The sequence below is a fragment of the Mesorhizobium sp. M0208 genome (genome assembly GCF_040322015.1).
In the GTDB taxonomy this organism is placed as follows: Bacteria; Pseudomonadota; Alphaproteobacteria; order Rhizobiales; family Rhizobiaceae; genus Mesorhizobium.
On the sequence record NZ_JAMYSP010000041.1, the window covers coordinates 1 to 19,675 of the forward strand.

Below are 19,675 nucleotides of genomic sequence, written 5' to 3' on the forward strand. Positions count from 1 at the left end.
CTTGCGCGACAGGCAGGACGGGCACTGCCGGCATTCCGGCGTATAGAGCGGGATGACATGGTCGCCCTTCCTGACCGAGGTGACGCCCTTGCCGATATCGACGACGATGCCGGCGCCCTCATGGCCGAGGATCGCCGGAAACAGGCCTTCGGGGTCGGCGCCCGACAGCGTGAACTCGTCGGTGTGGCAGATGCCGGTTGCCTTGATCTCGACCAGCACCTCGCCATCGCGAGGACCCTCGAGGTCGACCTCCATGATCTCCAGCGGCTTTCCGGCGGCGACGGCGACAGCGGCGCGCGTTTTCATCAGGCAATCCTCCCAAGACGGTCTGCAATCCAAGCTAGATTTAACTTACCATTCAGCTCCGCGCTATGCACGAAGCGACGTTCCGACCCCGGATTTTCGTCAGCGCTCACCGATCTACATCCGGGATAGGCTCCGACTTTGCCTTGACCGCCCTTCTGAAGCCCATAAAACGGGAAGCCCGTTAAAAAAGGGCAGCCGAGGGACGAGGCCTGCATGTTCACAAAGATCCTGGTCGCCAACCGTGGCGAGATCGCCTGCCGCGTGATCAAGACGGCGCGCAAGATGGGCATCGTCACCGTCGCGGTCTATTCCGATGCCGACCGCGACGCCGTGCATGTCGAAATGGCCGACGAGGCGGTGCATATCGGGCCTTCGCCGGCCGCGCAAAGTTATCTGGTCCCGGAAAAGATCATCGCCGCCTGCAAGGCCACAGGAGCAGAGGCCGTGCATCCCGGCTACGGTTTCCTGTCCGAGCGGGCATCCTTCTGCGAAGCGTTGGAGCAGGAAGGCATCGTCTTTATTGGCCCGAAGCCCAAGGCCATCAAGGCGATGGGCGACAAGATCGAATCGAAGAAGTTCGCCAATACGGCCAAGGTGTCGACGGTGCCCGGCTGGCTCGGCGTCGTCGAGAACGCCGCCCATGCCGAAAGAATAGCCGGCGAAATCAGCTATCCCGTGATGATCAAGGCTTCGGCCGGCGGCGGTGGCAAGGGCATGCGCATCGCCTGGAGCAAGGCAGAGGTGCGCGACGGCTTCGACCGGGCGCGGTCGGAGGCCAAAAGCTCGTTCGGCGATGACCGCGTCTTCATCGAAAAGTTCATCGTCGATCCGCGCCATATCGAAATCCAGGTGCTCGCCGACGCGCATGGCAACACGCTCTATCTCGGCGAGCGCGAATGCTCGATTCAGCGCCGCAACCAGAAGGTCGTGGAGGAGGCGCCGTCGCCGTTCCTCGACGCCAAGACCCGCAAAGCCATGGGCGAGCAGTCGGTGGCGCTGGCCAAGGCCGTCGACTACCAGAGCGCCGGCACGGTCGAGTTCATCGTCGACAGCGACAAGAACTTCTATTTTCTGGAAATGAACACGCGGCTGCAGGTCGAGCATCCGGTGACGGAGCTCATCACCGGCATCGACCTGGTCGAGCAGATGATCCGCGTGGCGGCAGGCGAAAAGCTCGCCATCAAGCAGAGCGACGTCAAGCTGAACGGCTGGGCGGTGGAAAGCCGCCTCTATGCCGAAGATCCGTATCGCAACTTTCTGCCGTCGATCGGCAGGCTGACGAAATACCGGCCGCCGAAAGAGGGAAAATTCGGCGAAATCGTCATCCGCAACGATACCGGCGTTACCGAGGGCTCGGAAATCTCGATGTTCTACGACCCGATGGTCGCCAAGTTGTGCACCTGGGCGCCGACGCGGCTGGCGGCGATTGATGCGATGTCGGAAGCGCTGGACAGTTTCGTCGTCGACGGCATCGAGCACAACATACCGTTCCTGGCGGCGCTGATGCAGCATCCGCGCTGGCGGGAAGGGCGGCTATCGACGGCGTTCATCGCCGAGGAGTATCCCGACGGCTTCGCGCCCATTGTGCCGAACAGCGAAGAAAACGCGGTGCTGGCCGCGATCGCAACCGCGGTCGAACTGCTGCGCCGCGACCGGCTCGACCGGCTGGGCGGGCGGCTGGCGCCGCATTCGGGCGCCTTGAAACGCGACTGGGTGGTGAAGATCGGCCGGGATTATCTTTCGGTTGCCATCGTCGAAGGGATGATTTCCATTCCGATGGAGCTCGACCTCACAATCGACGGTGGCAAGGCACTGACCGTGGCATCCGACTGGCGGCCGGGCGATCTCATCTGGCGCGGCACGGTCGGCGGCCGCAAGGTCGCGGCGCAGGTCAGGCCGGTGCTGAACGGGTTCCGCATCGCCTGGAAAGGCATCTCGGTGACAGCCCGCGCCATGCTGCCGCGCACTGCCGAGCTCGAAAGGCTGATGCCGGAAAAAGTGGCGCCGGATACCTCGAAGATGCTGCTTTGCCCGATGCCCGGCCTCGTCGTGTCGATCGCCGTTGCCGAGGGGCAGGAGGTCAAGGCCGGCGAGACGCTTGCCGTGGTCGAAGCGATGAAGATGGAGAACGTGCTGCGCGCCGAGCGCGACCTCATCGTCTCGAAGCTCAACGCCAAGCCCGGCGACAGCCTTGCCGTCGATGCGGTGATCATGGAATTCGCGTGAGGCTGTAATCTGCTTGAGGTTGGTGGGACAAAGGGGAGCGAAGGAACGCGATCCTGCAATTGGTTGAGCACGCTCGCTTGAGGAGGGACAAGGCGAGGGGCGTGCGGAATTCGCTTTTTTTGCCCTCACAACGTATTTTGTTCTTGCTTTGTGCCGGCAGCTATGCTACTAATTTGGATATGGTGCTAAATGGCCCCAACGACCCGCCCGCTGTGGCGGGTTTTGTGTTTCCGGCCTGAGGTTGGCGGGACTGCGCCCCTCTCTGTCCTGCCGGACATCTCCCCCACGAGGGGGGAGATCGGCAGCTTCGGCGGTTGCTCTAAACGTCCAAAGCTCCAATCGCTTCTGCTGGACTCATGTTATCTGCTGCCGGACAATACATCTTGATCGACTGAGTCCCTGTGAGGCGGCGCGAAAAAACCATGGCGGATGAGAGACTTCCACGCGATCCCTTGCTGCGCGAGGCCTATGCAAAGGCATCGCGGGCAGAGGCGGAGGCGCGTCGGTTCATTCATCTGCGCGTGCATTCGGCCTATTCGCTACTCGAAGGTGCCTTGCAGCTCGGCAAGATCGTCGGCCATGCGGTGCAGGACGAATGCCCGGCAATCGCCGTCACCGACACCAACAACCTGTTCGGTGCGCTGGAATTCGCGCAAAAGGCAGTGAAGGACGGCATACAGCCGATCATCGGCTGCCAGATCGACCTCGCCTTTTCCGGTGAGGCGAACGACAGCCAGCGCGACCGCAGGCGGCAGGGGCCGGAGATGCGGCCGGTGGTCCTGATCGCCGCCACCGAGGCCGGCTACGGCAATCTGGTCAGGCTGGTCAGCCGCGTCTACCTTGAGACACCGCCCGGCGAGGCGGTGCATCTGACGAGCGAGATGCTGCAGAGAAATTCCGACGGTCTGATCTGCCTTACCGGCGGGCCGCGCGGTCCGATCGGCAATGCCTTGAAAGAGGACCGCCGTGAACTCGCCGAGACCCGGCTGCTGGCGCTCAAGGGTCTGTTCGGCGACCGGCTCTATGTCGAACTGGAACGGGTCTCCGGCTACGACCGCGCGATCGAGCAGTCGTCGGTCGATCTCGCCTACCGCCACGATCTGCCGCTGGTTGCCACCAACGAAGCGTTTTTCTTCTCTCGTGAAGACTATGAGGCGCATGACGCCCTGATCGCCATCGCCGAAGGTTCCGTGGTTGCGGCCGATAATCGCCGCCGCCTGTCGCCCGACAATTTCCTGAGAAGCCAGGCCGACATGGCGAGGCTGTTCGCCGACCTGCCGGAAGCGATCGACAACACCGTCGAGATCGCACTGCGCTGCTCCTACTATCCGCAGACACGAAACCCGATCCTGCCGCGCTTTGCCGGCCGCGATGTCGCCGATGCCGATGCGGCGGTCAAGGCGGAGGCGCAGGAGCTTGCCAGGCAGGCGCATGAAGGGCTGGCGGCGCGGCTGGCGGCGCACGGGCCGACGCCCGGCTATACAGTCGAGCAATATCGCGAGAGGCTGGATTTCGAGCTCGGGGTCATCGAGAAGATGAAATATCCCGGCTATTTCCTGATCGTTGCCGACTTCATCAAATGGGCCAAGGCGCAAGGCATTCCGGTCGGCCCGGGCCGCGGATCAGGCGCCGGCTCGCTGGTCGCGTATTCGACGACCATCACCGACATCGATCCGCTGCGTTTTTCGCTGCTGTTCGAGCGCTTCCTCAATCCCGATCGCGTGTCGATGCCCGACTTCGACATCGACTTCTGCCAGGACCGGCGCGAGGAGGTCATCCGCTACGTCCAGCAGAAATACGGCCGCGACCAGGTCGGCCAGATCATCACCTTCGGTACCCTGCAGGCGCGCGCCGTGCTGCGCGACGTCGGCCGCGTGCTGCAGATGCCTTACGGACAGGTCGACAAGCTGAGCAAGATGGTGCCGTCGAACCCGGCCAATCCGGTCAAGCTCGCCGACGCCATCGCCAACGAGCCGCGCTTTGCCGAGGAGGCCGAGCGCGAGCCGATCGTACAGACGCTGCTCGACACGGCGCAGAAGCTGGAAGGTCTGTACCGTCACGCCTCGACTCATGCCGCCGGCATCGTCATCGGCGACCGGCCGCTGTCAGAACTGGTGCCGATGTACCGCGATCCGCGCTCGGACATGCCGGTCACCCAGTTCAACATGAAGTATGTCGAGCAGGCCGGGCTGGTGAAGTTCGACTTCCTTGGCCTGAAGACGCTGACCGTGCTGGACAGGGCGGTCAAGCTGATCCGCCGCCGCGGCATCGAGATCGATCTCGCCCACATTCCGCTCGACGACCCGGAAACCTACGCCATGCTGTCGCGCGGCGAAGTGGTCGGCGTGTTCCAGGTGGAAAGTGCCGGCATGCGCAAGGCGCTGATCGGCATGCGGCCCGACTGTATCGAGGACATCATCGCGCTGGTTGCGCTCTACCGGCCGGGACCGATGGAGAACATCCCGACCTACAACGCCAGAAAGCACGGCGAGGAGGAGATGGCGTCGATCCACCCGAAGATCGACCATCTCGTCAAGGAGACGCAAGGCGTCATCGTCTACCAGGAACAAGTGATGCAGATTGCGCAGGAGCTCTCCGGCTATTCGCTGGGCGAAGCCGATCTGCTGCGCCGCGCCATGGGCAAGAAGATCCGCGCCGAGATGGACAAGCAGCGCGAGCGCTTTGTTTCGGGCGCGGTCGAGCGCGGCGTCGGCAAGCCGCAAGCCGACTTCATCTTCGACCTGCTGGCAAAGTTTGCCGACTACGGTTTCAACAAATCGCATGCCGCCGCCTATGCCGTCGTCTCTTACCAGACCGCCTATCTGAAGGCGCATTACCCCGTCGAATTCCTGGCGGCATCGATGACGCTCGACATGGGCAATACGGACAAGCTCGCCGATTTCCGCCAGGATGCGCTGCGCCTCGGCATCGAAGTGGTGGCGCCGTCGGTGATGACGTCGTTCCGGGATTTCGAGGTCGGCGAGAATCGCATCTTCTATTCGCTGGCCGCGCTCAAGGGCGTCGGCGACGCCGCAGTCGAGCACATCGTCGCCACGCGCGGCGAAAAACCGTTCAAGAGCCTCGCCGATTTCTGCGAAAGGGTCGATCCGAAGATCGTCGGCAAACGCGTCTTCGAGAGCCTGATCATGGCCGGCGCGCTCGACTGCTTCGGTCTCGACCGGGCGGCGATGATGGCCGGCGTCGAGCGGATGATGGGGCTGGCGTCCTTGGCGCAGCAGAATGCCGTCACCGGCCAGCACGACATCTTTGGCGCCTCGCTGGGCGCACAGTCGCAGGCACTCAACTTGCCGGCGACCAACCCCTGGCTCGCCGCCGACCGCCTGCACCGTGAATTCCAGGTGGTCGGGTTCTATCTCTCGGCGCATCCGCTCGACGAATACAAGGCGGCGCTGCAGAAAATGCGGGTGCAGACCTGGGCCGAATTCTCGGCCGCCGTCAAACGCGGTGCGGCCGCCGGCCGGCTCGCCGGGACGGTGACCACCAAGCAGGAACGCAAGACGCGCACCGGCAACAAGATGGGCGTCGTGCAGTTTTCCGACACGTCCGGCCAGTATGAAGCGGTGCTGTTTTCCGAGGGACTGGCGCAATATCGCGACCTGCTCGAGCCCGGCCGCTCGGTGGTCATCACCGTTTCGGCCGAGGACAGGCCGGAAGGCGTCAATCTGCGCATCCAGACCGTGCAGTCGCTGGAGGACGAGGCAAGCCGCGTCCAGAAAGCGCTACGCATCTTCGTGCGCGACGCAGCACCGATCGGCACGCTTGCCGGCCAGCTTGCCGTCAAGGGCGAGGGACAGGTAAGCTTTGTGCTGATAAAGGACGACGGCCAGGGGGAGGTCGAGATCGAATTGCCCAGTCGTTATCGTATCTCGCCTCAGATCGCGTCAGCCATGCGCGCGGTGCCGGGCGTGGTTGAAGTGGAGCTGGTTTAAGATACCGAAACCTTCGGGTTTTGGCGATTGGGGGGCGCCATGGATGAACGCGCAGCCGCTTTCGAACTAACACGGATGGTCAACGGGTACCGCGTCTCGCAGGCGATCTCGGTCGCCGCGACGCTCGGCATCGCCGACCACATCAAGGGCGGCAAGCGCTCGGCAGCAGATCTTGCAAGCCTGACCGACACACATCCGCGCGCGCTCTATCGGTTGCTGCGGGCGCTTGCGGCGGTCGGCATATTTCACGAGGCAGAGGACGGGCAGTTCTCGCTAACGCCGCTTGGCGCCGCCTTGCGCTCCGATGCTGAGTTTTCCGCTGCACCCTGGGCCGCCTTCGTCGGAAGGCCCTATTACCGGCAAGCGTGGAGCGAACTGCTCTACAGCATCCAAACCGGCAAGAACGCATTTCGCCACGCGCATGGCAAGGGCGTCTGGGAATACCGGGCAGAGCATCCAGAGGAGTCCGCTATCTTCGATCGCGCCATGGCAGCGAATTCGCGCGGCGTGGCGGCAGCCATCCTGGCGGCGTATGATTTTTCGTCGTTTCCGGTCATCATGGACGTCGGCGGTGGCCAGGGCGCGCTGCTTGCCGAAGTCCTGGCCGCGACCCCGGGCAGCCGCGGCATCCTTTTCGACCAGCCGCATGTGGTAGCGCCGGCCGCCTCGGTGCTGGCGGCGAAAGGTGTCGCCGATCGCTGTGAGATCGTCGGAGGCGATTTCTTTGCCGAGCTGCCCGTGGCGGCCGACGCGCTGCTGCTCAAATGGATTTTGCATGACTGGGACGACGAGACCAACGTCGCGATCCTGCAAAACTGTCGCCAGGCGATCCGTGCGGGCGGCAAGTTGCTGGTTTTTGAGGCCGTGCTTGAGCCGCCCAATCAGGGGGCGAATGCCAAATTCTCCGACCTCAACATGCTGGTCGCGCCCGATGGCCAGGAGCGGACGGCCGATGAATTCAAGTCGCTGCTGGCAAAGGGTGGCTTCGAGGTGACCGAGATCATCCAGGCAGGGCCACGCATCAGCGTTGTAGAGGCAAGGCCGGTTTGATCGCGGCTGAAGCCATTTGCCGCAACCGCCGGGATCGGTCGGATGGCGCAAGCTTCCGCCTGCGCTGTCCACTGGACGTCTGTCGCAGCGAAGGCTATCGCGATCGTCATGAAGGTAGCTGACAAGAACGGAGCCCAAGATATTTCAGCCTTGGCCCGGCTGCGCGACATGTTGCGCAAGCTGTATCACGGGCGCACAGCGGCGGCGTTCCGGTTTCAGCTTGCGGCTGTTGTCATCGACCTTGCCATCATTGCCTTTTTCATCGCCACGCCGGTGATCCAGAAGTCGTCTTCGTTCCTCTGGCTGGACTACTCCGTGGCAGCACTTGTCGCCGCCGACATGATTGCCCGGCTGCTTGCCTCCAACGACATGCTGCGCCTGATGAAACAGCCGGCGTCGTGGATTGATGCCTTCATCCTGCTGACTCTGCTGATGCCTACGGCGCTGGCCAATCTCGGTTTTTTGCGCATCCTGCGGCTGTGGTCGCTGTCGCGTAGCGGCGCGCTGTGGCGATTTCTCGAGATGCGCGGCTTCAGGCGATGGCGCGAGGCGAGCCGTGCGGTCATCAATTTCCTGACATTCCTCTTTGTCATCACGGGTTTCGTCTACACCTTCTTCTTCCGCACCGTGGGTGGTCTCGAGGGCTATGTCGATGCGCTGTATTTCACGGTCGCCACGGTCACCACGACCGGTTTCGGTGACATCGTCCTGCCCGGTGTGGCCGGCAAGCTCACCGCGATCGCCACCATGATCATTGGCATATCGCTGTTCGTCCGGCTTGCACAGGCGCTCTTCCGTCCCACCAACGTGTTCTTTCCTTGCCCGCAATGCGGGCTGCAGCGGCACGAGCCCGACGCCGTTCATTGCAAGGCCTGTGGGCACGTTCTGAACATACCCGACGACGGCGATTGAAACGCAGGGCTACGCTGCCGCCACTTCCGCAGGTTTGGCGGCTTTTTTCTGCAGATTGAGCAGATTGCCAAGCAGGATCAGCAGGGCGCCGCCGGCGGTGAAGGCGTCGATCTGCTCGTGATAAAGCAGCCATCCGATCATCGCCGACAGCGGTACGCGCAAAAAGTCCATTGGCGAGATGACCGTCGCATCGGCATAGACAAGTGCGCGGGCCATGCAGAAATGCGACGACATGCCGGTAAACGCGATCAGCAGGATCCACGGCCAGAGCTCGAGCGACGGGTTGCGCCATTCGTAAAGCGCCGGGACGAGGCCAAGCACCGACTGGATGATCAGCATCCAGAAGATGATGCGCACGACGCTGTCCGTCCGCGTCAGCGACTTGACGAGAACCACCGAGACGCCGAAGCAGACCGCTGCTCCCAGCACGATAACATGCCCCGGATTGACCGCGCCGACGCCCGGACGCACGATGATCACCACGCCGATCAGCCCCAGCACGATCGCCGCCAGCCTTGGCCGGGAGAGCCTTTCGCCGAGGAAAGCTACCGCCAGCAGCGCAGTCCAGATCGGCGTCGTGAATTCGATCGAGATCAGCACCGCAAGCGGGATCAGCGTCAAGGCATAAAGCCAGGCAGCCTGGCCGGTATAATGGACGACGTTGCGGGCGAGATGGGCCAACGGGCGTCCGGTGCGCATCGCCGGAAAACCGCCTGACATCATGACCATATCACCGAGCGCAACTCGAGCACCTGGAAGACGTTGAGTTCTGCCGTCGTGGCGCGGCCGGCCACCGACATCGCCAGGAACGAGGCGATCGACAGCGCCATCCAGAACGCGGCCTTGGGGATCGAGGGTGCGGGTGCCATGGGCGCTATGTCGCAAGCCGGCGCTTTCATCGCAACCGCTAGCCGGCGCATTCGACTGGGCCAGCCGTGAAGCGTTGCAAACAGTGATGTTGAAGCCGGAACCCGCTGCTGAGGGAAGCGTTGGTCCCTCAGTGTTTGCGTGCTGTGTTTTGGATACCAACGAGGAGCGGTCCGATGAAATCACTTGCACGATTTGTACTTGCCGGGTGCCTGACGGCCGGGGCCGGCGCAGCGCATGCCGACGATCCGGATTTTCTTCGCTCATTCCAGGGGAATTTCGCCGGCAAAGGCACCGTCAAGGTCACCACCGATGCGCCGACGGTGAATGTCTCCTGTCATTTCAATTCCGACGCAACGTCGAGCTCGCTATCGCTCGACGGCAGCTGCCGCGGTCTTATCGTGGTGACGCGCGCCATCAGCGCCGATCTCAAATCGAGCGGGACGAAATACACCGGCACCTATGTCGGATCGCGCACCGGGCCGGCGCAATTGAGCGGCAGCCGCTCCGGCAACGCGATCAATCTCGGCATTCGTTGGGCCAAGGAGGTCAATGGCGACCGCAGGGCGCAAATGACTGTTGAGAAAACCGGCGAGGACGGCATGCGGCTGACCGTTATCGATACCGATCCGAAAACCGGCAAGAGTGTGGTGACCAGCAGGATCGATCTGCGGCGCACCTGACTATCACTCCTCGACCGGTTCGGGCGGATGGGCATCGCGGCCCTTGCCGAAGGTATAGCCGGTTTCCACCGCCCTGCGGCCGAACTTGCCGCGCAGCGTATCGATAGCGCCTTCGGCCATGGCGCGCTTGCGTGACTGGACGTCGACCAGATCGGGCGGGTCCGCCCGGTCATCGTCGGAGAGGTCGCTGACGCCAATGCCGAGCAGCCGGTATTTCGTGCCGTCGGCCTCCTTGCGCAGCAGTTCGAGCCCGGTCTGAAAGATGCGGTCGGCCAGCCGGGTCGGATCGCCGAGCTGGCGATTGCGCGTACGGATCTTGAAATCCTGGGTCTTCAGCTTGAGGACGACGGTGCGTCCGGCAATGCCGGACTTTTTCAGCCGGGCCGAGACTTTTTCCGACAGCGCCCTCAGCACCGAAACCAGGTCGTCGACGGAGGCGATGTCGGTGTCGAAAGTGGTTTCCGCCGAGACGCTTTTCGCGTCCTGGTCGGGAACGACGCGACGGTCGTCCTCGCCGCGCGAGAGCCGGTAGAGCCGGTCACCCATAACGCCGTAGCGGCGCATCAGATCGCCGCGCTCCATGCGCTGCAGCTGGCCGATGGTGCGGATGCCGTCGCGCTCGAGCGTGACGGCAAAGGCCTTGCCGACCCCCCAGATCAGCGTCACCGGCTGCTCGGCCAGGAAGCCGACAGCCTCGGTCTCGCCGATCACCGAAAAGCCGCGCGGCTTGCGGAAGTCCGATGCCACCTTGGCCAGGAACTTGCAGTAGGAAAGGCCAGCTGAAACGGTGATGCCGATCTCCTTTTCCACGCCGAGTGCGAAGCGCGCCAGCACCACCGCAGGCGGCAGGCCATGCAAGCGCTCGGTGCCGGCGAGGTCGAGAAAGGCCTCGTCGATCGAGAGCGGCTCGACCAGCGGCGTCAGCGCCTGCATCATGGCGCGCACCTCGCGGCCGACGCGCACGTATTTTTCCATGTCCGGCGGGAGGACCACCGCTTCGGGACAGGCTTCGAGCGCCTTGAACATCGGCATTGCCGAGCGAACGCCATGGATCCGGGCGATGTAGCAGGCGGTGGATACGACGCCACGCTTGCCGCCGCCGATGATCAATGGCCGGTCCTTCAACGCCGGGTTGTCGCGCTTTTCGACCGCCGCGTAGAACGCGTCGCAGTCGATATGGGCAAGGCGCAACCGGTAGAGCTCCGGATGGCGCGCGAGCCTTGGACTGCCGCAGCGCTCGCAACGGCGTGCCTCGCTGCGCTGAAAATTCAGGCAGTCGCGGCAAAAACCGTGTTCGGGGTTGTTGACAGGAGCCGCCATCGCTGCGAACATAAAGAGAACAAATGCAATGGTACGTCAGGACGGACGCCACGACAAGGCGGTGGGCCGGGAGAGAGCTCATGAATACGACCATAGCGCCGCTAGTGCCTGAGCTTTGGGCGGATTTCGAGGATCTTTTCGGCAAGCAGGGCGCCTGTTACGGCTGCTGGTGTACGCATTTCCGGTTAGCGCCTGCGGTGCGCCGCGCGAGCAATCGCGAGCGCAACAAGGACCACATCAAGGCGCGAATCGAGGCCGGGCCGCCGCCCGGCCTGTTGGCTTTCGAGGGTGGCCAGGCGGTCGGCTGGATGCAGATCGGCCCGCGTGCCGACGTGCCCGAATGGAACAACCAGGGCAGGGGGTCGGCGCCGATCGACCCCGCCGACGCCGCCGATCCGGGCGTCTGGGCGATCTCCTGCTTCTTCATCCGCACCAAGGCACGCGGCAGGGGCCTGTCGCACCGCCTGGTCCAAGGCGGCATCGAGTTCGCCCGCCAGAACGGCGCGCGCCTGATCGAGGCCTGCCCCATCGACCTGTCGAAGGATTCGCGGTCGATCGGGCTGTTCGTCGGCTCGTCGCGGGTCTTCGAAAAGGCCGGGTTCCAGCGGTTGGTCGAACGCAAGCCAGGCCGACCGCTGGTGCGGCTGGTGCTTTAGGCAATGCCGCAGGCCATTCGGGTCGCGCCGCCTCGCCTTGCGGTTGGGGTGGTAATTTCCTACGAAATGAGAAAGTGCAGATAATTCCAATGGCCCAACGGAGAATGAGCGTGAACCGTGTCCTGCCAGTCGTCTTTGTGCTCGCGCTCAGCGCACCCGCCTTCGGCCAAACCGTTGATGAGCAGGGCGCGAAGCAGCTTTCCGAGAATCTGGCCCGCTATGTCGGCAGCCAGGCAATCGACAAGGGTGTCGCAAAGGTTTCGCTTGAGGGCGACGCCTATAAGATCGCCTTCGACTTCAAGGCGCTTGCCGGGATGTTGCCGAAGCAGAATTTCGCGAAATTCAACTTGGCGCCCTATGCCCTCCTTGCCAAACCGCGCAGGGATGGGAAATGGGACGTCTCGGCGGACATGTCGACCAGCGCTTCCTTCGAGGTCGAGGGGCTGCAAGGGCCGCAGAGCACCCAGTTAGCAATCGCAGGCGGCAAGTTCGCCGGCGTCTATGATCCCGAGTTGGCGGCTTTCGCCAGCGCCACTACATCGATGACCGGCATGACGATGGACTCCCGGGACGCCATGCAACGCGTGAAAGTGAGCACCGGCCCCGGTACGGCCACCATGAGCGCCGCCAAGGCGGTGAATGGCGGCGCCGACTTCACCATGACGCAGACGATAGCGGTTTTTGCCGAAGCGATCGACTTTGACGACCCCAATAGCGGGCTGAAATTCCCGCTCGCAATCACGTCGCCGGGACTGTCGGTCAATGCGACCGGCAAAGGCATACGAACAAAGCCGCTTCTCGATCTTCTGGCATTTGCAGTGGCCAATGAGGACGAGGCCAAGCTCAAAGGCAATCAGGCGCAACTCAAATCGCTGCTGCTCGCCGCATTGCCGCTATGGGAGCGGATCGACGGAACCTACGGGTTCAAGGATTTCGCCGTGGACAGCCCCGTCGGACGTTTCGGCGCGGCGGAACTGGGCACCAGTTTCGGGAGCGACGGCATCGCGCAGAACGGGACGATCAACTATGCAATCAGAGCGGCAGGGCTGACGATACCTCGAAACGTGCTGCCGAGCTGGAGTGCCGCGCTGTTGCCCACCGACATCGACCTGAATTTCGGCGGCGCCAATATCGATCTCGACAGTATGACTAAGAAGGCCATCGAAGCCTTTGACCTGAACAACAAACCGCCGCTGCCGGCCGACTTTGGCGATCAGATCAAGGCCGATTTCATGGCCAAGACGCCGAAATTCGTCATCGGGCACAGCACGGTGAAGAACGGCGGCATCGAGATCGTGCTGGAGGGCGAGATGACGTTTCCAGGGGCGACGCCGATGGCAAATGTAACCCTCGACATCACCGGATACGAAAAAATCGTGGAGACCTTGCAGACGGCGGCGAAGACAGACCCGCAGGCCGCGCAGTATTTTAGCGGCGCGCTGGCGATCAAAGGGTTTGGCAAGACGCTGCCGGACGGCCGGCTGGAATGGGTGATCAACACCAAAGCCGACGGTTCGGTGACGGTCAACGGCGCCATGCTGAAGCCGGCCGACTCCGTCGGGACTGACGACAGTGGGGAAGAGGCAACGCCGTAAAGCACCAGCAGTGGCCGTCGTCTGCGGCAGGTTCTTCGATCTGCCCGCAGTCTCGGGATCGCCGCTTATATCGAATGCTCGTGATTGTCGTCGCCGAGCGGCAGCGCCCGCAATGCCTTGCCGACTGCGGCGGGCGGCGTTCCGGTCTCCTCGGAAAAACGCATCAGCGTCGGCTCGTGGGCAAGGATGAACTGCAGCACGCCGGCCAGGAATCCCGGTTCACCCGCCGCCTGGCGGATGGAATGAGCTTCGATGCCGGTGATCGCCAGGAAGCGGGGCAGAAGTTCCGGATCGGCGGCGACGAAGCCCAGCGCCTTTACGGCAATGGTTTCCGCTTCCTCGCGCATTGACGCTGCGTTTGCCATCGCTACCTTCCTTCGTGGGCGGAATCGTTCTGTTTTCGCAGTAGTGGCAAGTGTCGCCGGCAGCAAGCTCGCCGACCTGGAATCCGAAAGCTTTTAGGGCGGCCGGTTTCCGTTTCGTCAATCATATTGCCGTATAGTGGGAACAGGTTTGGTGCGTGCCGACAAGGGGCGCATGACGGCACCCTTCGAGTGGAAGGTCAGCCGGGACGGGAAATCGATGCCAAAGAAGGTTATGATCGTCGAAGACAACGAGCTCAACATGAAGCTCTTTCGCGACCTCATCGAAGCGAGCGGCTACGAGACGGTGCGCACACGTAACGGCCTCGAAGCGCTGGATCTGGCGCGGCAGCACAGGCCGGACCTCATACTGATGGACATCCAGCTGCCGGAAGTATCGGGCCTCGAGGTCACCAAATGGCTGAAGGAGGACGATGATCTCCACGTCATCCCGGTCATTGCGGTCACCGCCTTCGCCATGAAGGGGGACGAGGAGCGCATTCGCCAGGGTGGCTGCGAGGCATATATCTCCAAGCCGATCTCGGTGCCGCGTTTCATCGAAACCATCAACTCCTACCTGGGCGATGCCTGATGTATTTTTCCAGCCGAGCCGGAGCTTTGTGAAATGACCGCGCGGATCCTCGTCGTCGACGACATCCCAGCCAATGTCAGGCTGCTGGAGGTTCGGCTGCTCGCCGAATATTTCGAGGTTCTGACCGCCACCAACGGGCCGGACGCGATCGAGATCTGCGAGAACGGCAAGGTCGATGTCGTGCTGCTCGACGTGATGATGCCCGACATGGACGGGTTCGAGGTCTGCCGGCGGCTGAAGGGCGACCCGGCGACATCGCACATCCCGGTCGTGATGATCACCGCGCTCGACCAGGTTTCGGACCGGGTGCGCGGCCTCGAGGCCGGCGCCGACGATTTTTTGACCAAGCCTGTCAACGATCTGCAGCTGATGACGCGCGTGAAGAGCCTGGTCAGGCTGAAGTCGCTGACCGATGAGCTGCGGCTGCGCGCCTCGACGACACGCAATATCGGCATCGAGGAGCTTTTGAGCCGCAACTTCGCTACCGATGACGCGGTGCCGAAGGTGCTGCTGGTCGACGAGCGCAAATCCTCGTTCGAGCGCATCCAGAAGATGCTGCGCGGCAGTGCCGCTCTCGACGTCGCCAACGATCCGCATGCCGGCTTCTTCCAGGCCGCCGAGCTGCCCTACGAATGCGTGATGATCTCGACGGCCTTCGCCGATTTCGACCCGCTTAGGCTCTGCTCGCAATTGCGCTCGCTTGATCGCACCCGTTTCCTGCCGATCATCCTTCTGGCGGACGAGGGCGAGGAGGGGCGTATCATCCGCGGCCTCGAACTCGGCATCAACGATTATCTGATGCGGCCGATCGACCAGCAGGAGCTGACGGCGCGGCTGCGTACGCAGGTGCGCCGCAAGCGCTACAACGACCAGCTTCGCGCCAGTGTCACCCAGACCATCGAGATGGCGGTGACCGATGCCCTGACCGGTCTGCACAACCGCCGCTATCTCGACAGCCATCTGCAGACGCTGTTCGACCGCGCCGTGGCACGGCGCCGGCCGCTGTCGGTGATGATCACCGATCTGGACCGCTTCAAGAGCATCAACGACGCGCATGGCCATGACGGCGGCGACGACGTGCTGCGCGAATTCGCGCGGCGGCTGCGCAAGAACGTGCGCGGCATCGATCTAGCCTGCCGCTTCGGTGGCGAGGAGTTCGTGGTGGTGATGCCGGACACGGACGGCGCGGTAGCCGAAAAGGTAGCCGAACGCATTCGCGCCGAAATCGCCCAACTGCCGTTTGCCGTTGGCAGCGAGGGCAAAGCGATCGAAGTCACCGTCAGCGTCGGCGTGTCGTCGGTGCTGAAAGGCATGGACACGGTCGCGGCGCTGATGAAACGCGCCGACCTTGCGCTCTATGAGGCCAAGAGCGGCGGCCGCAATCGCGTCGTCGCCAAGGCGGCGTAGCACCATGGACGAATTAGCCAGTCAACCCGACAAGGTTACGAATTTACCTTAATCCAAGCGAGTTGCGAGGCTTGGTTAAGAAACTGTTGATTTTCATAAGTTGTTGCGCAAATGTGCAGCCCTTAGACGTAACCGGCACGAGGTCTAGATCGCCGGTTCGACCGAAAGAATACCCCATGATGCTCAGGTCCGCCGCATCTCCTGGGTCCGTGGGGTCGGCTGGCCGGCGCTGGCACATAGTGGCCTCCTCGTACCGCTGCCAAACGCCGGCCGGCCCCCAATTTTCAAAACACATCAGGATTCTGCACCAAGACCCGGAAAACGCTTTGGTTTTGTTGCGACAGCGACAGCGCCCTTTGAAATAGCCGGCTGGGCAGAGCGTATGCGCCCGCAGTCGGTTGACAGGGCCTGTCTTCTATGCAGAAATTGGTTGGACCATTGAGCCATTTGGTGACCCGTTGGCATGACCGAATTCGGCCTTTCCCCCATACAGGCAACTGCTCGCGACGACGCGGTGCTGAAGGCGCTGGCCGGCTTTGTAATGCGGGAAGCTCTCGGGCCCGGCCAGAGACTGCCGACCGAACGCATCCTGGCCGAGCGCCTCAAGGTGAGCCGCAACACCGTGCGCGAGGCGCTGACGCGCTGGGAAGGGCTCGGCCTGGTCGAACGGCGGCAAGGCAGCGGCACCTATCTCAAGGGAGTGGTCTCGCTGGACATGCTGCACATGCCGCTGACGCTGGCCGGCGGCAATGATTTCACCAGCCTGATGCAGACGCTGGAAATCCGCCGGGCACTGGAAGCGGAAGCCGCCGCCCTGTGCGCCGTTCGCGCGGACCAGGCCGAGATCGCCGAGATCGCGCGCAAGCTCGACATTATGGAGCAGGCCTTCCACACCCGCGCAGGGATGTCGGCGGAGGAGGACTGGGAATTCCACCAGTCGATCTACCGCAGTTCCGGCAATCCGCTCTTCGAGCAGATCATCGCCGCCATGCACGAACTGTTCCACCGTTTCTGGGAGCATCCGCTCGGCGTGCGTGATTTCGGCCACGCCAGCTTTCCTTACCACCGCACCATCTACGAACGCATTGCCGCGCACGATCCGGAGGGGGCCCGGGCCGAGGCGCTCAAGCTGATCGCCACCGTCGAGGACGATCTGAAGCGCGGCGCGGCCAAACTCGAACTTTCAGGCCAGAAATGAGCGATCATCCCGCCGGTTTCGAAAACGACTATCTCGCCGAGGCGGCGACGCTTCTCGCCCATGACGAACCTTTCCCCGGCGGTGCCGTGGTGCCGCCGATCTACCAGACTTCGCTCTTCACCTTCTCCAATTATTCGGAGATGGCCGATACATTCGCCGGCAGGCGACGCCAGCCGATCTATTCGCGCGGCGACAACCCGACGGTCATGGAGTTCGAGGCGCGTGTCGCCGCTCTCGAAGGCGCGGAGGCCGCGCGCGGCTTTTCCAGCGGCATGGCGGCGATCGGCGCCACGGTGCTTGCTTTCGTCGGTGCCGGCGAGCGCATGGTTGTCGTGCGCAATTGCTACGGCGATGCCTACCGGCTGTTCGAACGGCTTTTGCCACGGCTCAACATCAAGGTCGACTATGTCGACGGTTCCGATCCGGACGCGGTCGCCGCGGCACTCCCCGGCGCCAAGCTGCTCTACCTGGAAAGCCCGACGTCGATGATGTTCGAGCTCCAGGACATAACCCACCTGGCGCGGCTGGCCAAAGAGCAGGGCATCGTCACTACGATCGACAATTCCTGGGCGACGCCGGTGTTCCAGAAGCCGATTTCGCACGGTGTCGACCTGGTGCTGCATTCGGCCTCGAAATATCTCGGCGGCCACAGCGATACCGTCGCCGGTGTGGTGGCCGGTTCGGCTGCCCATATCCGCCATATCAACGAGCAGACCTATTCCTACCTCGGCGGCAAACTTTCGCCTTTCGAGGCCTGGCTGTTGCTGCGCGGGCTGCGCACATTGCCGCTGCGGTTGCCGCATCACATGAAGAGCGGGCTGACCATCGCCGAACGGCTGAAAGCGCATGGCCATGTCGAGCGGGTCAACCACCCGGCCTATTCCAACCATCCGGGCAAGGCGACGCTTGCCGGCTATGCCGGGCTGTTCTCATTCGAGGTGACGGAAGACGTCGACATCCCGGCTTTCGTCGATGCGCTGAAACTCTTTCGCATCGGCGTCAGCTGGGGCGGCCATGAGAGCCTGGTCGTTCCAGCAAAGGCCTCGCTCGAGCAGACGCCGGGCCTGAATTCGATGGCGCGCTTCGGCGTCAGCCCGCGAACCATCCGGTTCAGTGTCGGATTGGAAAGTGTCGAAGGCCTGTGGGCTGACGTTGCCCAGGCGTTCGACAAAGCAAAAAGATAAATGGAGCCGTTCAAAATGGGAGTGCTGAACATGAAAAAACTGAGCATCCTTCTTGGTGCCGTCGCAGGTCTGGCGATTTCCGCCGGCAGCGTGCTGGCCGATTCCACGGTCAAGATGGTCGAGGTCATCACCAGCCCGCCGCGTACCGAATTCCTCAAGAAACAGATCGCCGAGTTCGAGGCGGCCAATCCGGGGGTCAAGGTCGAGCTGGTATCGCTGCCCTGGGGCCAGGCGTTCGAGAAGTTCCTTACCATGGTGCAGGCCGGCGACACGCCCGACATCGTCGAGATGCCGGAACGCTGGATGGGCCTCTATGCGACCAACGGCCAGCTCGAGGATCTCGGGCCATATATGGCCAAATGGGACGATGCCAAAACGCTGGGCGAGCGTGCCAAGCAGTTCGGCTCGACGGTCGACAACAAGCAGTACATGATCCCTTACGGCTATTACCTGAACGCGCTGTTCTGGAACAAGAAGCTGTTCAAGGAGGCCGGTCTGGACGGTCCGCCGGCAACGCTCGATGAATTCGTCGAGGACTCCAAAAAAATCTCGGCAATACCGGGCAAATACGGCTACTGCCTGCGCGGCGGCCCTGGCGCCTTCAACGGCATGCACATGTTCATGAACATTGCCGCGGGCAAGGGCGGCTATTTCAACGAGGACGGCACCTCGACCATCAACGAGGAAGGGTCGGTCAAGGGCCTGCAGATGCTCGCCGACATGTACAAGAACGGCCTGGCGCCGAAAGACGCGGTGAGCTGGGGTTTCAACGAGACCGTCACCGGGTTCTATAGCGGCACCTGCGCCATGCTGAACCAGGATCCCGACGCGCTGCTCGGCATCGCCGACAAGATGAGCGCCGACGACTTCGCCGTGGCGCCGATGCCAGTCGGTCCGAGCGGCAGATCCTATCCGACGCTCGGTTATGCCGGCTGGGCGATGTTCGCCAATTCCCAGCACAAGGACGATGCCTGGAAGCTGATGGCAACGCTTTTGTCGCCCAAGGACAATCTGGAATGGGCAAAGGAAGTCGGCGTCATTCCAATCCACAACGGCGCCGACCAGGACGCTCACTTCAGGACCGAGCAGTTCAAAGGCTGGTTCGAGGAACTGAACAACGGCGACAAATACGAGATGGTGACGCCTCCGACGCATCTGGAAAATCTCGGCAATTTCGTCGACCAGGTGGCGATCAAGAATTTTCAGGAAGTGCTGCTTGGTCAGAAGGCGGCAAAGGACGTGGCCGACGAATGGGCCAAGTTCCTGACCAAGGAACAGCAGGACTGGATGGCCAAGAACAAGAAATAGCTTTCCTCCCTTCTCCCCGTTCACGCGGAGAAGGTGTCAAAAAGTGACAGATGAGGGGC

15 protein-coding genes and 1 pseudogene are annotated in these 19,675 nt (G+C 62.7%); 12 read left to right on the top strand and 4 right to left on the bottom strand.

Going from position 1 to position 19,675, the window contains the following annotated elements:
- A partial coding sequence (locus tag NKJ17_RS28330; protein ID WP_254820127.1) for an alcohol dehydrogenase catalytic domain-containing protein occupies positions 1-306 on the bottom strand: 306 nt, incomplete at its 3' end.
- Between the two features lie 213 nt (positions 307-519).
- Between NKJ17_RS28330 and NKJ17_RS28335 the strand changes: the two genes are divergently transcribed.
- From NKJ17_RS28335 to NKJ17_RS28350, 4 genes are all read left to right on the top strand, one after another.
- Complete coding sequence (locus tag NKJ17_RS28335) at positions 520-2,532, top strand: acetyl-CoA carboxylase biotin carboxylase subunit (protein ID WP_352691085.1); 2,013 nt, start codon at positions 520-522, stop codon at positions 2,530-2,532.
- A 422-nt stretch (positions 2,533-2,954) separates the two neighbouring features.
- On the top strand, positions 2,955-6,482 hold the full coding sequence (gene dnaE / locus NKJ17_RS28340; protein WP_352691087.1) for a DNA polymerase III subunit alpha: 3,528 nt from the start codon (positions 2,955-2,957) through the stop codon (positions 6,480-6,482).
- 39 nt (positions 6,483-6,521) lie between these two features.
- Positions 6,522-7,532, top strand: a complete 1,011-nt coding sequence (locus NKJ17_RS28345; protein ID WP_352691088.1) for a methyltransferase — start codon at positions 6,522-6,524, stop codon at positions 7,530-7,532.
- 108 nt (positions 7,533-7,640) lie between these two features.
- On the top strand, positions 7,641-8,444 hold the full coding sequence (locus tag NKJ17_RS28350; protein ID WP_352691110.1) for an ion channel: 804 nt from the start codon (positions 7,641-7,643) through the stop codon (positions 8,442-8,444).
- 9 nt (positions 8,445-8,453) lie between these two features.
- On the opposite strand, the pseudogene NKJ17_RS28355 reads toward NKJ17_RS28350, so the two are convergent.
- A pseudogene (locus tag NKJ17_RS28355) lies at positions 8,454-9,313 on the bottom strand (DMT family transporter).
- A gap of 174 nt (positions 9,314-9,487) precedes the next feature.
- On the opposite strand from NKJ17_RS28355, the gene NKJ17_RS28360 reads away from it, so the two are divergent.
- Positions 9,488-9,994: a hypothetical protein gene (locus tag NKJ17_RS28360; protein WP_352479038.1), complete on the top strand. Its 507-nt coding sequence runs from the start codon at positions 9,488-9,490 to the stop codon at positions 9,992-9,994.
- 3 nt (positions 9,995-9,997) lie between these two features.
- Here NKJ17_RS28360 and NKJ17_RS28365 read toward each other — a convergent pair whose 3' ends face one another.
- Positions 9,998-11,326: a DNA polymerase IV gene (locus tag NKJ17_RS28365; RefSeq protein ID WP_352691090.1), complete on the bottom strand. Its 1,329-nt coding sequence runs from the start codon at positions 11,324-11,326 to the stop codon at positions 9,998-10,000.
- A gap of 68 nt (positions 11,327-11,394) precedes the next feature.
- On the opposite strand from NKJ17_RS28365, the gene NKJ17_RS28370 reads away from it, so the two are divergent.
- Together NKJ17_RS28370 and NKJ17_RS28375 are read left to right on the top strand one after the other, a co-directional pair.
- Entirely contained in the window at positions 11,395-11,970 is a 576-nt protein-coding gene (locus tag NKJ17_RS28370) for a GNAT family N-acetyltransferase (protein ID WP_352508837.1), read from the top strand.
- 104 nt (positions 11,971-12,074) lie between these two features.
- Entirely contained in the window at positions 12,075-13,565 is a 1,491-nt protein-coding gene (locus NKJ17_RS28375) for a hypothetical protein (RefSeq protein WP_352691092.1), read from the top strand.
- A 65-nt stretch (positions 13,566-13,630) separates the two neighbouring features.
- Here NKJ17_RS28375 and NKJ17_RS28380 read toward each other — a convergent pair whose 3' ends face one another.
- Entirely contained in the window at positions 13,631-13,930 is a 300-nt protein-coding gene (locus NKJ17_RS28380) for a DUF3572 domain-containing protein (RefSeq protein WP_352448688.1), read from the bottom strand.
- A 172-nt stretch (positions 13,931-14,102) separates the two neighbouring features.
- Between NKJ17_RS28380 and NKJ17_RS28385 the strand changes: the two genes are divergently transcribed.
- The 5 genes from NKJ17_RS28385 (at position 14,103) to NKJ17_RS28405 (ending at position 19,616) form a co-directional block, all read left to right on the top strand.
- Positions 14,103-14,519, top strand: coding sequence for a response regulator (locus tag NKJ17_RS28385; protein ID WP_502906575.1), 417 nt, complete (start codon positions 14,103-14,105; stop codon positions 14,517-14,519).
- Between the two features lie 33 nt (positions 14,520-14,552).
- Entirely contained in the window at positions 14,553-15,926 is a 1,374-nt protein-coding gene (locus tag NKJ17_RS28390; protein WP_352508834.1) for a PleD family two-component system response regulator, read from the top strand.
- A gap of 463 nt (positions 15,927-16,389) precedes the next feature.
- Positions 16,390-17,124, top strand: coding sequence for a FadR/GntR family transcriptional regulator (locus NKJ17_RS28395; RefSeq protein ID WP_352508833.1), 735 nt, complete (start codon positions 16,390-16,392; stop codon positions 17,122-17,124).
- Positions 17,121-18,308, top strand: coding sequence for a PLP-dependent transferase (locus NKJ17_RS28400; RefSeq protein ID WP_352508832.1), 1,188 nt, complete (start codon positions 17,121-17,123; stop codon positions 18,306-18,308). The genes NKJ17_RS28395 and NKJ17_RS28400 overlap by 4 nt, the downstream gene beginning before the upstream one ends.
- A 30-nt stretch (positions 18,309-18,338) precedes the next feature.
- On the top strand, positions 18,339-19,616 hold the full coding sequence (locus NKJ17_RS28405) for an ABC transporter substrate-binding protein (protein WP_352508831.1): 1,278 nt from the start codon (positions 18,339-18,341) through the stop codon (positions 19,614-19,616).
- Positions 19,617-19,675 lie beyond the last annotated feature (59 nt).

Excerpts from the sequence above, each read along its gene's own strand:
- NKJ17_RS28335 (WP_352691085.1), top strand. The coding sequence starts at position 520 with ATGTTCACAAAGATCCTGGTCGCCAACCGTGGCGAGATCGCCTGCCGC.
- dnaE (WP_352691087.1), top strand. The coding sequence starts at position 2,955 with ATGGCGGATGAGAGACTTCCACGCGATCCCTTGCTGCGCGAGGCCTAT.
- NKJ17_RS28345 (WP_352691088.1), top strand. The coding sequence starts at position 6,522 with ATGGATGAACGCGCAGCCGCTTTCGAACTAACACGGATGGTCAACGGG.
- NKJ17_RS28350 (WP_352691110.1), top strand. The coding sequence starts at position 7,641 with ATGAAGGTAGCTGACAAGAACGGAGCCCAAGATATTTCAGCCTTGGCC.
- NKJ17_RS28360 (WP_352479038.1), top strand. The coding sequence starts at position 9,488 with ATGAAATCACTTGCACGATTTGTACTTGCCGGGTGCCTGACGGCCGGG.
- NKJ17_RS28365 (WP_352691090.1), bottom strand. The coding sequence starts at position 11,326 with ATGTTCGCAGCGATGGCGGCTCCTGTCAACAACCCCGAACACGGTTTT.
- NKJ17_RS28370 (WP_352508837.1), top strand. The coding sequence starts at position 11,395 with ATGAATACGACCATAGCGCCGCTAGTGCCTGAGCTTTGGGCGGATTTC.
- NKJ17_RS28375 (WP_352691092.1), top strand. The coding sequence starts at position 12,075 with ATGAGCGTGAACCGTGTCCTGCCAGTCGTCTTTGTGCTCGCGCTCAGC.
- NKJ17_RS28380 (WP_352448688.1), bottom strand. The coding sequence starts at position 13,930 with ATGGCAAACGCAGCGTCAATGCGCGAGGAAGCGGAAACCATTGCCGTA.
- NKJ17_RS28385 (WP_502906575.1), top strand. The coding sequence starts at position 14,103 with ATGACGGCACCCTTCGAGTGGAAGGTCAGCCGGGACGGGAAATCGATG.
- NKJ17_RS28390 (WP_352508834.1), top strand. The coding sequence starts at position 14,553 with ATGACCGCGCGGATCCTCGTCGTCGACGACATCCCAGCCAATGTCAGG.
- NKJ17_RS28395 (WP_352508833.1), top strand. The coding sequence starts at position 16,390 with ATGACCGAATTCGGCCTTTCCCCCATACAGGCAACTGCTCGCGACGAC.
- NKJ17_RS28400 (WP_352508832.1), top strand. The coding sequence starts at position 17,121 with ATGAGCGATCATCCCGCCGGTTTCGAAAACGACTATCTCGCCGAGGCG.
- NKJ17_RS28405 (WP_352508831.1), top strand. The coding sequence starts at position 18,339 with ATGAAAAAACTGAGCATCCTTCTTGGTGCCGTCGCAGGTCTGGCGATT.